At 66.8% G+C, this 14,338-nt stretch carries 16 protein-coding genes; 2 read left to right on the top strand and 14 right to left on the bottom strand.

Going from position 1 to position 14,338, the window contains the following annotated elements; all coding sequences use genetic code 11:
- The 7 genes from ABZX86_RS18285 to ABZX86_RS18255 all read right to left on the bottom strand — a co-directional run.
- On the bottom strand, positions 1-659 hold a 659-nt coding region (locus ABZX86_RS18285), incomplete at its 3' end, for a DUF222 domain-containing protein (RefSeq protein ID WP_355124818.1).
- A 149-nt stretch (positions 660-808) separates the two neighbouring features.
- Positions 809-2,206 (bottom strand): ATP-binding protein, encoded by a 1,398-nt coding sequence (locus ABZX86_RS18280; protein WP_355124816.1) that lies wholly within the window; start codon positions 2,204-2,206, stop codon positions 809-811.
- 55 nt (positions 2,207-2,261) lie between these two features.
- Positions 2,262-2,963, bottom strand: a complete 702-nt coding sequence (locus tag ABZX86_RS18275; protein ID WP_355124883.1) for a response regulator transcription factor — start codon at positions 2,961-2,963, stop codon at positions 2,262-2,264.
- A gap of 266 nt (positions 2,964-3,229) precedes the next feature.
- Positions 3,230-3,628, bottom strand: coding sequence for a hypothetical protein (locus ABZX86_RS18270; protein ID WP_355124814.1), 399 nt, complete (start codon positions 3,626-3,628; stop codon positions 3,230-3,232).
- Between the two features lie 101 nt (positions 3,629-3,729).
- On the bottom strand, positions 3,730-5,058 hold the full coding sequence (locus ABZX86_RS18265; protein ID WP_355124812.1) for a HAMP domain-containing sensor histidine kinase: 1,329 nt from the start codon (positions 5,056-5,058) through the stop codon (positions 3,730-3,732).
- A 78-nt stretch (positions 5,059-5,136) separates the two neighbouring features.
- Positions 5,137-5,814, bottom strand: a complete 678-nt coding sequence (locus ABZX86_RS18260) for a response regulator transcription factor (RefSeq protein ID WP_297614539.1) — start codon at positions 5,812-5,814, stop codon at positions 5,137-5,139.
- 9 nt (positions 5,815-5,823) lie between these two features.
- On the bottom strand, positions 5,824-6,369 hold the full coding sequence (locus ABZX86_RS18255; protein WP_355124810.1) for a PH domain-containing protein: 546 nt from the start codon (positions 6,367-6,369) through the stop codon (positions 5,824-5,826).
- Positions 6,370-6,556: 187 nt separating this feature from the next.
- Between ABZX86_RS18255 and ABZX86_RS18250 the strand changes: the two genes are divergently transcribed.
- A complete protein-coding gene (locus tag ABZX86_RS18250; RefSeq protein ID WP_355124808.1) occupies positions 6,557-7,510 on the top strand; it encodes an acyl-ACP desaturase in 954 nt (317 codons plus the stop codon).
- 142 nt (positions 7,511-7,652) lie between these two features.
- On the opposite strand, the gene ABZX86_RS18245 is transcribed toward ABZX86_RS18250, so the two are convergent.
- The 5 genes from ABZX86_RS18245 to ABZX86_RS18225 all read right to left on the bottom strand — a co-directional run bounded on the left by ABZX86_RS18245 (position 7,653) and on the right by ABZX86_RS18225 (position 12,253).
- Positions 7,653-8,453: a biotin--[acetyl-CoA-carboxylase] ligase gene (locus tag ABZX86_RS18245; protein ID WP_355124806.1), complete on the bottom strand. Its 801-nt coding sequence runs from the start codon at positions 8,451-8,453 to the stop codon at positions 7,653-7,655.
- Positions 8,454-8,549: 96 nt separating this feature from the next.
- The gene (locus tag ABZX86_RS18240; RefSeq protein WP_355124804.1) at positions 8,550-8,897 is read right to left on the bottom strand and encodes a hypothetical protein; all 348 of its coding nucleotides are present in this window, start codon (positions 8,895-8,897) and stop codon (positions 8,550-8,552) included.
- Positions 8,897-9,319 (bottom strand): DUF1707 domain-containing protein, encoded by a 423-nt coding sequence (locus tag ABZX86_RS18235; protein ID WP_355124802.1) that lies wholly within the window; start codon positions 9,317-9,319, stop codon positions 8,897-8,899. Before ABZX86_RS18235 ends, ABZX86_RS18240 begins: the two co-directional genes overlap by 1 nt.
- A gap of 159 nt (positions 9,320-9,478) precedes the next feature.
- On the bottom strand, positions 9,479-11,278 hold the full coding sequence (locus tag ABZX86_RS18230; protein WP_355124800.1) for a biotin carboxylase N-terminal domain-containing protein: 1,800 nt from the start codon (positions 11,276-11,278) through the stop codon (positions 9,479-9,481).
- Positions 11,279-11,377: 99 nt separating this feature from the next.
- Positions 11,378-12,253 carry a sulfurtransferase gene (locus ABZX86_RS18225; protein ID WP_355124798.1) on the bottom strand — a complete coding sequence of 292 codons (876 nt, stop codon included), beginning with the start codon at positions 12,251-12,253 and terminating at the stop codon, positions 11,378-11,380.
- 165 nt (positions 12,254-12,418) lie between these two features.
- Between ABZX86_RS18225 and ABZX86_RS18220 the strand changes: the two genes are divergently transcribed.
- Positions 12,419-13,189, top strand: coding sequence for a transcriptional regulator (locus tag ABZX86_RS18220; protein WP_355124796.1), 771 nt, complete (start codon positions 12,419-12,421; stop codon positions 13,187-13,189).
- On the opposite strand, the gene ABZX86_RS18215 is transcribed toward ABZX86_RS18220, so the two are convergent.
- Together ABZX86_RS18215 and ABZX86_RS18210 are read right to left on the bottom strand one after the other, a co-directional pair.
- Complete coding sequence (locus ABZX86_RS18215) at positions 13,115-13,750, bottom strand: Maf family protein (RefSeq protein WP_355124794.1); 636 nt, start codon at positions 13,748-13,750, stop codon at positions 13,115-13,117. The two genes, ABZX86_RS18220 and ABZX86_RS18215, sit on opposite strands and share 75 nt — an antisense overlap.
- Before the next feature lie 120 nt (positions 13,751-13,870).
- On the bottom strand, positions 13,871-14,179 hold the full coding sequence (locus ABZX86_RS18210) for an acyl-CoA carboxylase subunit epsilon (RefSeq protein ID WP_355124881.1): 309 nt from the start codon (positions 14,177-14,179) through the stop codon (positions 13,871-13,873).
- Positions 14,180-14,338: the final 159 nt, after the last annotated feature.

The following is a 14,338-nucleotide window of genomic DNA, read 5'->3' as shown; positions in this document are numbered from 1 at the left end:
TCGGGGGTGAGCTCGACGGTGAGGGTGGACATGAGGTCGTAGCGTTGCGGGCTCAGAACCGCGCTGCGCTGGTTCTGCCGATCGGCGTCCTCGGTGAGCTTGCCGTCCGGGTCCAGGTAGCCCAGGATCATCTCCCCGATACGCGGCAGATGCGTCGGATCCAAGGCACGGGCCTGCCGGGCGAGTTGTTGTTCGGCGTAAGCACGGGCCTCGGGCGCGACCTTGCCCGGCAACCGGTTCATCACCTGCCGAATGACCCGCACATGATCGAGGGAGATCGCCCCCTCATCGAGGGCTTGGGCGGCGTTCGGCAGCACCGGGGCCGGGTCGGGCTCGTCACCGACCCGATGCCACACCGCCAGATCCTCCGCGGCACGCCACCGGTTGATCGCATCCCCGTGCGAAATGTGCAGCACCGATTGCAAATACAGGGCCGGGCTACCGGAACCGTTGAGGGCGGGCAGCGACCGAGCGCAGGCTTGCACGATCAGATCCCGCTGCACCGACGCCAACCGGCGGGTGCTGGTCTCGATCTGCTGCATCAACGCCACAATGTCGGTGTCCGGCACCGGAATCAACGGCAGAGTGGTGAGGGAATCGACCGCAGCGACCAGTGCGGCTGCACCGGTCGCGATTGCGGTTTCTCCCCCTGATTCCATGCCTCTATTCTACCTCCAGAAAACAGACCTCGAAAGGCGAATTCCGTTGTGATATAAGGATATTCAGACCATCCGACTTTTACCTTTGCCGCTTCCCGTTATGTCGTTTCTCGTTTTCGTTTTTCTCGTCCGGGCATCTTTTGTCTTTGTCATTTCTCGCTCTGTTCCCCGGGCACCGGCGCATTGGGACTCGGGGGCCGGAGTGCCAGCGTGACAATGAGGCTCGCGCCGCCGAGAGGGCTGTCGGTGATTGTGGCTGTGCCGCCGTGGAGGCGGGCCTGTTGAGCGACGAGGGCTAGGCCCAAGCCGCTGCCGGGGGTGGGGCTGGCGCGGTGGAAGCGGTCGAAGACTCGGGTGCGGTCGGGTTCGGGGATGCCGGAGCCGTTGTCGTCGATGGTGAGGTAGATGGTGTCATCGCTTGGGCGGGCGGCGATTTCGATTCGGGTGGCGTTGCCGTGGCGAATGGCGTTGGTGACGGCGTTGTCGATCACCGAGCGCAGGCCGGCGGCCAGTCCGCGCAGGCGGATGGGCTCTACGCCGTCGGCGGTGATGGTCACCCCGGGGTTCGAGCGGCGGGCGTCCTCCACGACCTGGTCGACGAGCTGACCCAGATCGACATCCTCCCAATCGGATTCAGTGGTCAGATCGCCTACAGCCAGGCGTTCCAGGGCGTACAGCGCTGACTCGACCGCTTGCTGCCCGGCCAGCACCTCGTCCAGGATCTCCGTGCGCTCGGCTTCCGACAGCGGCATGGAGCGCAGCACCTGCAGATCGGTGCGCATGGCTGTCAGCGGTGTGCGCAATTCGTGTGCGGCGGTGGCGGCGAAATCCCTTGCGGTGACCAGGGCTTCGCTGGTGTGGCGGCGTTCGGCGGAAATCCGGCCGAGCATGACATTCATGGCTTCGGCCAATTCCGTTGTCTCGCTTGCGACCGGATGCTGCGGCGGATCCAGCGTGAGCCGGTCGCCGAGCCCGGCCGTCTCGGCGGTCAGGCGGCGCAGCGGGGCTACGGCGCGGGAGGCGAAGAACCAGCCGAGCAGGGCAGCCAGTGCGGTCCCGGCCAGACCGATGCCGATGATCCGGGTGCGCTGTTTGGCCGCGGAATCCGTTGCCACCGTGCGGGGTACAGCCAGCACCACGGTTTGCCCGTCCACAGGCAGCGTGCGCGCGTACTCCGAACCCGGTGCGAGTACCACCGGTCCCGGCGCGGGCACCGCTGGGCTCGGCGCGGTCATTACAGGGCTCGGCGCGGTCACCGCAGGGCTCGGCGCGGACGGCAACGGACGCTGTTGGCTCTCCTGCCACTGTCCAGGCGAGGTCGGCAAGGCTGGAGCTGCCGTTCCGGCACCCGAACCATTCGGCCCTTCGGTGGTGACAATGGTCCGCGCCGGGTTGATGGCAATGGCATCCACCACCGAGCCGACCTGTGACCGCGCATCACTGCTCGCGACCGCGAACAGCACAACGCTCATCACCGCCACCACAACCGCCGCAGTAGCCGCGCTCGCCAGCGCGACGCGCGTGCGCAGCGACAGCTGCCGCCTCATACCGGTGCTCCCGATATGGACGCCTCGTAGTGAGCAGGCCGCGCGCACCTGGGATTCATGCGTCCATCCGCAGGACGAAACCGACGCCGCGCACGGTGTGGACCAATCGGGGGCAGCCGGTGGCCTCGATCTTGCGGCGCAGGTAGGAGACGAACACGTCGACCACTTTCGTCTGGGTTTCGAAGTCGTAGCCCCACACCCGATCCAGGAGCTGGGGGCGGGTGAAGACCTGGCCGGGCGCGGCGGAAAGTGCTGCCAGCAGGTCGAATTCGCGTTTGGTGAGATCGAGCAGGACGTCGTTGGCGTAGGCGCGGCGGGCACCGGAGTGAATGGTGAGCGGGCCCACCACAATTCGATCGGACGTGTGGGCGGGCGCGGGCGCCCGGCGCAGCATGGCCCGCAGACGCGCCACCAACTCACCCAGATCGAAAGGCTTGGTCAGATAGTCGTCGGCTCCGGCCTCGAGCGCGCCGATCCGATCGGTCACCTCCGCGCGGGCGCTCAGCACACAGATCGGAATGTCATTGCCGAACGAGCGCAGGGCCGTCACCACCTGCACCCCGTCCAATTGCGGCATATTCAGATCCAGCACCATGGCCTGCGGCGCGCTCGCGGTAATGCGCTGCAGCGCGGTGGCTCCGTCCGTCGCGGTCTCGACCTCGAACCCGGACAGTCGCAGCCCCCGCGCCACCGACGCCAGCACACGCGCATCATCATCCACAACCAGGATCAGCGGACTGTTCACGGCACCGACGATACGGACGCGACCCGTGAGCCAACCGTCAGCGAACCGATCGCACCGTGCGACCGGTGATTCCGTCCACACGACCGATCGACCGGCCGGCGTCCCTGATGACCCGGCCCGCCCGACGGATCGATCCACCCGCATCGCTGACAACCCGGCCCGCATGACCGGTCAACTCGCGCGCCCGGGTGAGACATCCGGCGCCGCCGGTGACTCAGGTCGCGATCCTGCGGGACGCAGCCTGCCGCGCGAGAGCTCGAGCCGACCTGTGGGCTGATTCAGCCCGCGCTGCCCGAGGACGGTGCGGTCAGCGCCGGGGCGGTCGGCAGCGCCGGAATGCCGTCTCGTGGAACCAGGGTCACGTGGGGCTGGTCACCGGGCATGGGAGTGGCGAGGACCGCGCCGGGCGGGAGCCGGCCCGGCTGGCCCGGCAGCACCGTGACCTGACCGTCGCGGTCCCTGGTGACGGTGATGGTCTGCGACGGATCGGCAGGCAGGTACTGCTCCTGCCCCGGTGCCAGCTGAATGGGCGCACCCGGCTGAGTCACCTGCGCGACACCTGAATTCGCTTCCGGCTCGGCCGCATTCGCCGCCGCCGGGACGATCAACGCGGCAACCAACGCGACTCCCGCGAACCCACCGGCAATCGCTCCGCGCCGCACTGTGGACTTCTGCATAGTTTCTCCTTCGTTGTCGGGACGAATCCGAAGGTATGCAGCGACTTCTCAGCTCTCGCCAGCGAATGGTTAGAGAACCGATAGAAAAGCTGTCCCGGAGATCAGCGGGGTTCGGTGATGGGGCCGGTGGCGGCGCGGGCGGCGCTGGCTGCGGAGCCGCCGGTGGAGCCGAGGAAGACGGCGAACAGGGCTGGGCGGCGGCGTTGGAGTTCCATGCGGCCGCCGTCGGCTTCGATGAGGGCGCGGGCCAGGGCCAGGCCTACACCGGTGGATCCGGCGGCGGAGAAACCGCGGTCGAAGATGTGGGGGGCGAGTTCGTCACGGACGCCGTCACCTTCGTCGGCGACCTCCACGCAGACGAGCGGTTCGCGATCGGCGATGCCGCCGGTGACAGTGCGCACCGATACCGTGCAGGTGCCGCCGCCGTGCATGAGGGCATTGTCGACCAGCACCGCGAGCGCCTCGCGCAATCGGGAACCGGTCACGGGAGCGCGCAGGGTCGGATCGCCCAGGAGCACCAGTTTGCGGCCCGCCTCGGCGAAGGGGTGGCGCCATTCCGCCACCACGCCACGCAGTTCCGCCACCACCGGCACCGGATCACGATCGGCCGCACCCTCGTCGCGAGAAGCCCGCACGAGTTCGTCGATGGCTCCGGTGAGCCGATCCACCTGTGCCATGGCCTCTTCCGCCTCGTGCACCACCGCCGGATCACTGTGCGTGGACAGTTCGTCCAGGCGCAGGCGCACCGCGGTCAGCCGGCTGCGCAGCTGATGCGAGACATCCGCGACCAGTGCGTGCTCACGCTGCAGCCGGCCCGCGATTTCGACTGTCGCCGAATCCAGTACATCCGATACGCGATCCAATTCGGTGATCCCGTGCCTGCGCGAATCGGCGCGGAAGTCACCCATGGCCAGCCGCGCCGCCCGCGCCGCCACATCACGCAGCGGATCGGCCACCCGGCGCGCGGTCACCACCGCGACCGCGATACCCGCGCCCAGCGAGATGAGCACCAGCGCCGCCACCGCGCCCAGCGCCTGCCGCTGCATCGAATGCATCGGCGCGGCAGGCGTTTCCAGCCGCAGCGAACCGGAGGTGCCCATGGCGAGGGATTCGGCCAGCGGATCCGATACCTCGGTGGCGCCGACATCGATGCGGGAGGCATTGTCCTGCAGCGTCGGATAGACGATGGTCAGCTGCCCGTCCTCCGGAATCAGCGGACGCACCGAGCGCAGGTCGAGTTCGCCGTGCACCAGACCGTCGTCCTTCTCCTGCGCCACCACCTCCACCGCGATCCGATCGAGCCGATTGCGCAGTTCGTTGCGGGTGATGTCCTCGACCCACTGCCACGCCGTGAACGACAGCGGCACACCGAGGATCAGCGTGGTGAGGGTGAGCGCGGCCACCATCGACAGCAGGATCCGGCGTCTCATCGTAGATATGCCTCGCTTCGCTCGGCTTGCGATACGGGCGCGCCACGGCGCGGGGTCGTTCTCAGAGAGCACAGGCCGCTAGTCGGTGTTGAAGCGGAAGCCTACGCCGCGCACCGTCACGATCCGGCGCTCCGCCACCGGCCCCTCGTCACCGATCTTGCGGCGCAACCAGGACATATGCATATCCAGGGTCTTCGAACCGCGCAGATCGGCGTCACCCCATACCTCGCGCAGGATGGTCTCGCGCGAAACCACCTGACCCGCACGGTCGATGAGCACCTTGAGCAGCTCGTACTCCTTGTTGGCCAGATTCACCTCGAGGCCGTTCACCAGCACCCGGCGCGCGGCGGGCTCCAGCCGGATACCGCCGACCTCCACCGTCTCGTCACCGATTCCGCTGCGCCGCAACAGCGCTCGCACCCGGGCCAGCAGCTCGGCGAGGCGGAACGGCTTGCCGACATAGTCGTCGGCGCCGGCGTCCAGGCCCACCACGAAATCCACCTCGTCGGTGCGCGCGGTGAGCATCAGCACGGCCAGATCGGCCCCGCGCGCCCGCACCTGACGACATACCTCGAGACCGTCCATACCGGGTAGGCCGAGATCGAGAATCAGCAGGTCATGGCCGCCCTCTAGGGCTCGCTCCAGTACGGCGGGACCGTAACTCTCGACGGTCACCGAATAGCCTTCACGCCCCAGCGCACGCGAGAGCGGCGCGGCGATGGCCTCGTCGTCTTCGGCCAGGAGAACAGCGGTCACGGGGCAAGCCTACGGGTAGGCGGGCGGCGAACCGTGATAGCCACCACCGCGCTGCTCGTTTTGCACCACATCGAAGACCTGGTGATAGAGCAGCGCGTGCACCTGCTGCACATGCGGAATGTCGTCGTACTCCAACGGATCCTCGGACGCCGACCCGATGATCAGCGTGCCCGTCCCCAGCATTCGATCGAACAACCGATGCCGGAACTGCACATTCGAGATGCGATTCATCGGAATGTCGATACCGGTGTGCGTGAGTACGCCCTGCCGAATCAGAACCCGCCGGTCGGTAATGATGAAATGCGTCGACTTCCATCGCAGCAGCGGGGTGACGCTGCGCCACAACACGATCGCCAGCCACACCACGAGAATGGCGATCAGCAAGCCGGACTGCAGTGTGCCCTCGGTATTGCGCGAGGCGACGCCCGCACCGAACCCGGCCAATGCGGTGATAAGGATGAAAGTTACAGCGGGCCAGAACAACATCTTCCAATGCGGATGGCGATGCAGCACCAGCTGCTCCTCCGGCGCAAGAGCCTCCTCCGGGTAACCCATATGAGCACCGTACCGCGCGGAGATGTCAGAATGCCTCACGCCGAGCAGCTCTCTGGCGCACAATCGTGCGCGGCATCCGCGTAGCATCGGCGACCACAGATCTGCCTTTCGTCGAGCTGTCCCGCGCAACACCATTCCGGCCCCGCCGTATCTTCTCGATCCCCGGCGCATGACACAGGAGGCGTGTGTGACCCGAGAGTTGACCCAATATCAGATCTTGCGAGAACTCGAACCCGTGGCCGAACAGAATCTGAACCGCCACCTGGCCATTGCGAAGGACTGGAACCCGCACGACTACGTGCCGTGGGACCAGGGCCGCAATTTCGCCGCCATGGGCGGTGAGGACTGGGATCCGTCCCAGTCCACGCTGACCGAGGTCGCCAAGATCGCCATGGTGACCAATCTGCTCACCGAGGACAATCTGCCGTCCTACCACCGGGAGATCGCCGAGAACTTCTCCCAGGACGGCGCCTGGGGCACCTGGGTCGGCCGCTGGACCGCCGAGGAGAACCGGCACGGCATCGTAATTCGGGATTACCTCGTGGTGACCCGCGGCGTCGATCCGGTCGCGCTCGAAGAGGCGCGCATGATCCACATGACCAATGGCGCGCAGTCCCCCGACGATTGGGGCGGCTTCCTGGAGAACGTGGCGTACGTGACCTTCCAGGAGCTCGCCACCCGCGTCTCGCACCGCAATACCGGCCGGGTCTGCGACGACCCGCTGGCCGACCGCATGCTGCAGCGCATCGCCACCGACGAGAACCTGCACATGATCTTCTACCGCACCCTCTGCGGCGCGGGGCTGGACCTGGTCCCCGATCAGGCCATGGCGGCGATCACCAAGGTGCTCACCAACTTCGTCATGCCCGGCTACGGCATGCCGAACTTCCGGCGCAACGGCGCCATGATGGCCAAGCACGGCATCTACGATCTGCGCCAGCACCTCGAAGAGGTGATCAAGCCGGTGCTCAAGAACTGGAACATCTTCGAGCGCAACGACTTCACCGCACAGGGCGAAGCGAATCGCGACATCCTCGCCGCCTATGTCGAGAAGCTCGAAGGCGATGTGCTGAAGTTCGAGGAGCAGCGCGACCGGCTGCTCGCCCGCGAGGCCGCACGCGCGGAGTTGCTGAGCGTCTAAGGCCGATTCGAAGAGTCCCGCACATCATTCCGGCGCGCCGCCCGTCATCCCGGCGCGCCTTCGGCCGGGATCCACACGGAGCCCATTGGTTCGCAGTGGATCCCGGCCAAAGGCATGCCGGGATGACAGGGAGGCCGGGTTGTCAGTATTCGGCGCGCAGATGGGTGACATCGCCGGCTGCGACGGCGCGGTCGCCGATCAGCAGGCGGCCGTGTTCGTCTACGCCCGTGGCGATTCCGGTGAGCACCTCACCGCCGGGGAGTTCGGCGCGGACCTTTGCGCCGATGGTGGAGCAGCGGTCGCGGTAGTCCGCTGACAGATCGGCGATATCCCAGCCGGTGGCTTCCCAGGCGGTGAAGCGGCGGGCGAACTCACGCAGGATGGCGGCCGCCAGCGCGGTGCGATCCGGGTCCGGATTTCCCGACAGCACCAGTGAAGTGGCATGCGGGACAGGCAGTTCCGCCTCGGTCAGACTCACGTTCAGGCCGATGCCGACCACCACCGCGGGATCGCTGCCCGCGGCCGCGATCTCGGCGAGAATGCCCGCCAGCTTGCGCCCGTCGACCAGAATGTCATTGGGCCACTTCAGGATTGCCTTCACCCCGGTCGCCGCGCGCACCGCGTCGACCACCGCCACCCCGGTCAGCAGCGGCAGCCACCCCAGCACCGCCGGATCGATACCGCGCGCCCGCACCAGCAGCGACATGGCGATCTGCGCGCGCGGCGGGCTCACCCAGGTCCGCTCGTGCCGCCCGCGCCCCCGCTCCTGCGCCTCGGCGAGCAACACCAGGTGATCGGTATGCGAATCGGCCGCACGGGCAACCAGATCCGCATTCGTCGAACCGGTCGACTCCACCAGATCGATCTCGGTGAAGAACGCCCGCTCGGGCGACTCGGCGAGCGTGCTGCGCAACCGGGCGATATCCAAGGCTGGCCTGTTCATGCCCGCAGGCTACTCCACGCGCAGCACCGGACATATCGCCACCGAAGTCCGCCCCGGCGCGCCCGCCGTCACCAGCGAACGCGCCGTCCCCGCGAATCAGAGACTCGCGCGGGGCTGCAATCCGAGGAATCCGGAAGTGAACCGGTGGACCGCTTCCAAGCCGTCGTCGAGTGCCGTCTGATAGCCGTCGCGGACCCAGCCGGTCACCTCGGCGGTGCCGTCGGTGCCGGGTGTCACGCCGATCTCGGCGACCATTTCGGCGGTTGTGGGGACGCAGACCGCCCACGAGAAGTGGGTTTCGTCGGCCCATTCCGCGGTCCGGCGCGCCACGTAGTCGGGATCGGTGATGCCGCCGTCGGCCAGGGCGGGCCGATCGTCGATCCGCTCGTCCGCGCGCATGGCGCGCAGGTACCAATTGCCCGCGTTGATCTCCATGGGTTCCATCAGCGACCGCGCCGCCGATCCCGGTGGTCCCGCCGCAATTCCCGCTGCCGGTTCTTTCGCTCCCGATTGCCCTCACCGAACAGCAGCGCACCGGCCACCGGAATCAGCAGGAACACCCACCACTGGCTGGTGATGAAGAAAAGAATCACCGCGATAATCGGAACGATCGGCATGATCCGCTCCGGCCAGTTCGACCCGAAGCGAGGCTCACGCTTCGCGGGCGCGGCACTATCGCTCTCCACCGCGGGGAGATCCGTGAACACCGTCTCGAGATCGCCGCGCGTCATCGCCGCCGCCACAACCCCACTGCGCTCATCGAATTCGGCCACGCTGAGCCGGCCCGCCGCGAAATTGTCCGATAGCCGCTTCATGGCCTCTTCCCGCTCCGCGGTGCCGATGCGAATGTCCGGTGGTTCAGCCATATACCGACCTTATCGCGCCCGGTCGAGCCCCGCGCCCACCGCGAGGGTTGTCGCCCCGCGCAACGGATCGGGCAGTGCCCTCGAATGCGTCTGGGCCGCTCACAGTGTGAGCGGCCCAGACGGGAAAGCTGTTGCCGGACGGTCAGATCCGGCGGGAGATCACTTGATCTCGGCCAGGACGGTGCCCTGGGTGATGGCGGCGCCCGCCTCCACCGACAGACCGGTGATGACACCGGCCTTGTGCGCGGTGACGGGGTTTTCCATCTTCATGGCCTCGAGTACGACGACCAGGTCGCCGATCTCGACACTCTGACCCTCTTCGACGGCGACCTTGACGACGGTGCCCTGCATGGGCGCGGTCACCGAGTCACCGGACGCACCGGCGCCGGCCGCGCCACCACGCTTGCGCGGCTTCGGCTTCTTGCGGATGACGCCCGCACCGTTGCCGGCGGGAGCGGCGGCAGCGCCGACCGAGAACTGGCCGGGCAGGGAGACCTCGAGGCGACGGCCGCCGACCTCGACGACCACCTTCTGACGCGGGCCCTCTTCGTCCTCATCGATCGGCACACCACCGGCGTACGGCTCGATGGGGTTCTCCCAGTCGTTCTCGATCCACTTGGTGTAGACGTCGAACTTGGTGCCGTCACCGATGAACGCGGGGTTCTCGACAATGTGGCGGTGGAACGGGAGAACCGTTGCCAGGCCCTCGATCTGGTACTCGGCCAGCGCGCGGGCGGCACGCTGCAGCGCCTGCTCCCGGTTCTCGCCGGTGACGATCAGCTTGGCCAGCATGGAATCGAACTGGCCGCCGATGACACTGCCCTCGACCACACCGGAATCGACGCGCACACCGGGGCCCGCGGGCTCCTTGTAGACGACGACCGGGCCGGGGGCGGGCATGAAACCGCGGCCCGCGTCCTCACCGTTGATGCGGAACTCGAACGAGTGGCCGCGCGGCGTCGGGTCTTCCTTGATCGAAAGCTCATGGCCCTCGGCGATGCGGAACTGCTGGCGCACAAGATCAATGCCAGCCGTTTCCTCTGTCACCGGGTGCTCGACCTGCAGGCGGGTGTTCACCTCGAGGAAGGACACCGTCTCGCCCTGCACCAGGTACTCCACCGTGCCGGCGCCGTAGTACTCGGCCTCCTTGCAGATGGCCTTGGCCGAAGCATGGATCTTGCCGCGCACCTCGTCGGAGAGGAACGGCGCGGGCGCCTCCTCGACCAGCTTCTGAAAACGACGCTGCAGCGAGCAGTCGCGGGTTCCGACGACGATCACGTTGCCGTGCTTGTCGGCGAGCACCTGCGCCTCGACGTGGCGGGCCTTGTCCAGGTACTGCTCCACGAAGCATTCACCGCGACCGAAGGCGGCAATGGCCTCACGGGTGGCGGACTCGAACAGCTCCGGGATCTCCTCGATGGTCTGCGCGACCTTCATGCCGCGACCACCACCACCGAAGGCGGCCTTGATGGCCACCGGAACGCCGTACTCCTTGGCGAACGCGACGACCTCGTCGGCGTTCTTCACCGGATCCTTGGTGCCCGCGGCCATCGGAGCATTGGCACGCTGCGCGATGTGGCGCGCGGTGACCTTGTCACCCAGATCGCGAATGGACTGCGGCGAGGGGCCGATCCAGATCAGACCGGCATCGATCACGGCCTGCGCGAATTCGGCGTTCTCCGAAAGGAATCCGTAACCGGGGTGGATGGCATCGGCGCCGGCCTTGGCGGCAGCGTCGAGAATCTTGGCGAACACCAGGTACGACTCGGCGGAAGTCTGGCCACCGAGCGCGAAAGCCTCGTCGGCGAGTTTCACGAACGGCGCATCGGCGTCCGGTTCCGCATACACCGCGACGCTGGTGATACCGGCGTCCTTGGCAGCCCGGATCACGCGCACGGCGATCTCGCCTCGGTTGGCTACGAGGACCTTCGTGATCTGCGCGTTGGCATGGTTGGGCACTGAGCCTCCTGTGCTGGAGATAACTTCGTCTTGGGCAGTGTAGGCAGTGTGCCAACAACTCCCGAACCGGGATAGGGCTACCGATCGGTAGGCCCGAAATTACTCGCCGGGGTCGGCTCCGACCACTATGGGTGCGCCAACGGCATTTGCCCATTCGGTCCAGGAGCCGTCGTAGTTGCGGACGCCCTGCACACCGACGAGGTAGGTCAGGACGAACCAGGTGAGTGCGGCCCAGCGACCGATACGGGAGTACACCAGCGGCGGCACCCCGTCGGACACCCCACCGTAGATGACATCCAGCTCCGCGCGGGGGCGAAATCGAGAATCCGCGCCGACCGAGGCGCTCCACGGAATGCTGACGGCCGTCGGAATGTGGCCGGCGCGCAGGGCCTGCTCCTCCGGACGGTCCAGCACCACCAGTTCGCCGGTGTACTCGCCGAATTCGCGGGCGTCGATCAGCGGGCCGCCCAGCTGCGCCACCACATCCACGCGGAACGCACGCGCGGTCTTGTCGTCGCGCTCGACGACCGGGTATTCGCCCGGAACCGGATACGGCACCTCGAAGGTGGTGTCGCGGGCCTCGGAGATCCAGGCATCCCGGCCACCGTCCAGCAGGCGCACGTCTTCGTGCCCGAAGAGGTCGAACACCCACAGGGCGGCGGCCGCGGTGCCATTGGCCCGATCGCCGTAGATCACCACGGTGTCGTCGCGTCCGATACCTTTGGCACGCATCAGCGCGGCGAAGGTTTCACCGTCGACGACATCGCGTTTGCTCGGATCCATCAACTCGGTTCGCCAATCGATCTTGACGGCGCCCGGGACATGCCCGATGTCGTATAGCAATATGTCTTCGTTGGACTCGATGATCTTGAGTCCCGGCGCGCCGATGTTTGCCGACAGCCATTCTGTGGTTACTAGTCGGTGAGGATGTGCGAAGGAACCGAACGAGGGATGCGGATCCGGGGCAACGGGCACAGTGTGGTCCTTCACGCGTGGTGGGTTGGGTGTCGGCGATTCGAATCTCAGCACCGATCGTAGGCAAGTAGCGGCAACGAAACTCGTTTCAGATCACGAATCGGGTGATTGAGCGAATTAAGCGCAGCTTCATCCGATAAAGTCTCCCGAGAGGAGGGGTGAGCTATGTCCGATTCTTGGCCGCGACGACGACTGCTCGCGATCCTACGTGGCGCAAGCGAGCCTCTCGATGCGCAGGAACTGGCCCGCGTCACCGGTCAGCATGTGACTACGGTGCGTTTCCATTTGGATGTGCTCACCCGCGAATCGCTGGTCCGGCAATTTCAGCAGCCCCCGCGGGGTCGCGGCCGGCCGCGTATCGGCTATACCGCCGTGCAGCGATCCGTCGGTTATCAGGAATTGGCACAGGTACTGGCTGACCAGCTCGGCAGCGATCCGCGCCGCCGGTCCGACGCCGCCATTTCGGCCGGACGCGTCTGGGGTTCGAAACTGGAAGCGGTGGACCAGCCGGTCGAAACGCTCGACGATGCCCGCGATCTCACCATTACGGTCGCGTCCGAACTCGGATTCGCGCCCGAACGCGATCACGCCGGCGAAAACGATGAACAGTCGCTGATCCGGCTCACCGCATGCCCGCTGCGCGAACTCGCGCGCACCCATTCCGAAGTGGTGTGCGGCGTCCATCTGGGACTCATGCGAGAAGTGCTGGACCACAACGGCGCCCGGGATACCGTTTCCGTCCGCCTGCATCCGTTCGTGGAGCCCGAATTGTGCGTGGCGCGACTGGAACTGCTGACGGCCCGGACGGCCGAGGGCGTGCCCGGCGTGAACGGCGATGCCGAGGAACCCCGGCTCGCGACCTCAACGAGCCGCGTCGCTCCACAATTGCGTAGCCCCGACGCCCACCTCGGCAAGCAGGCGACGAACCAGCGGTAGACCGATACCGATCACGCTGGAGGGATCACCCTCGATGCGATCGACGAACCAGGCGCCGCGGCCGTCCAGCGTGAAGGCCCCGGCCACCTGCAGCGGTTCACCCGTGGCGATGTAGGCATCCAGCTCATCGGCATCGGGTTTGGCGAAATGCACTGTGGTGGAACTGCAATCGGCGGCCTCGGCGACGATCTCACCGTCGCGCAGCCGCAGTACGCAGTGCCCGGTGAGCAGATCGGCGCTGCGCCCGGCCATTTCGGACCAGCGCGCCCGCGCGACCTCGGCGGTGAGTGGTTTGCCCTGCAGCACACCATCGACGAGCAGCATCGAGTCACAGCCCACCACAACGGAATCGGGGAATTCACCGGCCAGCGTGGGAGCGACATCGCGCGCCTTGGCGCGAGCCAGCTCGATCACCACTCGATCGGGGGCGGTGCCCGCGGGCAGGGCCGCGGCAACGGCGTCCTCGTCCACATTCGACACCCGGACCACCGGTTCGACACCCGCATTGCGGAGTACCCCGAGCCGGGCCGGAGATTGGGACGCCAATACGAAAGTCGTCACAGGCGCTGTCTCATTTCGACGTATCGGAGGCACGGGCACTGCGCGAAGGTACTACAGGAACGCACGTCAGCGGCGGGGAGGCGGCGCGGGCGCCCCCTTGGCCCTGACCGTCCCGCGAAGTCAGTCGCGGTGCGACAGCGCGGGAAATGCGTACGGCGAGAACGGCGACGAGCCGCGGTGCAGCAGTGTGGGGTTACCCCACATATCGGCGGGACCGTTGTCGGCGGATCCACCGGAGACGCTCGAGGCGGCGGCGAAGACAGCCACCAGGGCGGCCAGTTCGACATCGCTCGGATTGCCCTTCAGAACCTGGATGACCGGGCCGATGTTCGACGGTTCAGTCTCGGCTACAGCCGTTTCGACCGCTTCCGTCAATCCATCGACGGCCAGATCCAGTTCGGCGGCGCTCAGTACTTCTTCGTCAGCCATGGTCGTCACAGCGCCAGTCCTCCTGTCCAATTGCCGCCCGGGTAGGGCGGCTGTTCACGGAAAGTGGTTCAAGTCCGCAAACGGTAATAGTTTCGACCCTCTACGTCGAGGGCCGGTCTCTACCATCTTTACTCGGATGAGGCGTTCCTGCGCGGTACG

Origin of the sequence: Nocardia sp. NPDC006630 (genome assembly GCF_040611495.1) — a bacterium.
Taxonomy (GTDB): domain Bacteria; phylum Actinomycetota; class Actinomycetes; order Mycobacteriales; family Mycobacteriaceae; genus Nocardia.
The sequence above is the reverse complement of the archived record's forward strand: the minus strand, read 5'-3'. Positions and strand labels throughout refer to the sequence as shown.

What these genes read in the sequence shown, in the direction of transcription:
- ABZX86_RS18240 (WP_355124804.1), bottom strand. Translation starts at nt 8,897, where the DNA reads ATGGAACCCATGGAGATCAACGCGGGCAATTGGTACCTGCGCGCCATG.
- ABZX86_RS18265 (WP_355124812.1), bottom strand. Translation starts at nt 5,058, where the DNA reads ATGAGACGCCGGATCCTGCTGTCGATGGTGGCCGCGCTCACCCTCACC.
- ABZX86_RS18245 (WP_355124806.1), bottom strand. Translation starts at nt 8,453, where the DNA reads ATGAACAGGCCAGCCTTGGATATCGCCCGGTTGCGCAGCACGCTCGCC.
- ABZX86_RS18235 (WP_355124802.1), bottom strand. Translation starts at nt 9,319, where the DNA reads ATGGCTGAACCACCGGACATTCGCATCGGCACCGCGGAGCGGGAAGAG.
- ABZX86_RS18270 (WP_355124814.1), bottom strand. Translation starts at nt 3,628, where the DNA reads ATGCAGAAGTCCACAGTGCGGCGCGGAGCGATTGCCGGTGGGTTCGCG.
- ABZX86_RS18220 (WP_355124796.1), top strand. Translation starts at nt 12,419, where the DNA reads ATGTCCGATTCTTGGCCGCGACGACGACTGCTCGCGATCCTACGTGGC.
- ABZX86_RS18280 (WP_355124816.1), bottom strand. Translation starts at nt 2,206, where the DNA reads ATGAGGCGGCAGCTGTCGCTGCGCACGCGCGTCGCGCTGGCGAGCGCG.
- ABZX86_RS18210 (WP_355124881.1), bottom strand. Translation starts at nt 14,179, where the DNA reads ATGGCTGACGAAGAAGTACTGAGCGCCGCCGAACTGGATCTGGCCGTC.
- ABZX86_RS18255 (WP_355124810.1), bottom strand. Translation starts at nt 6,369, where the DNA reads ATGGGTTACCCGGAGGAGGCTCTTGCGCCGGAGGAGCAGCTGGTGCTG.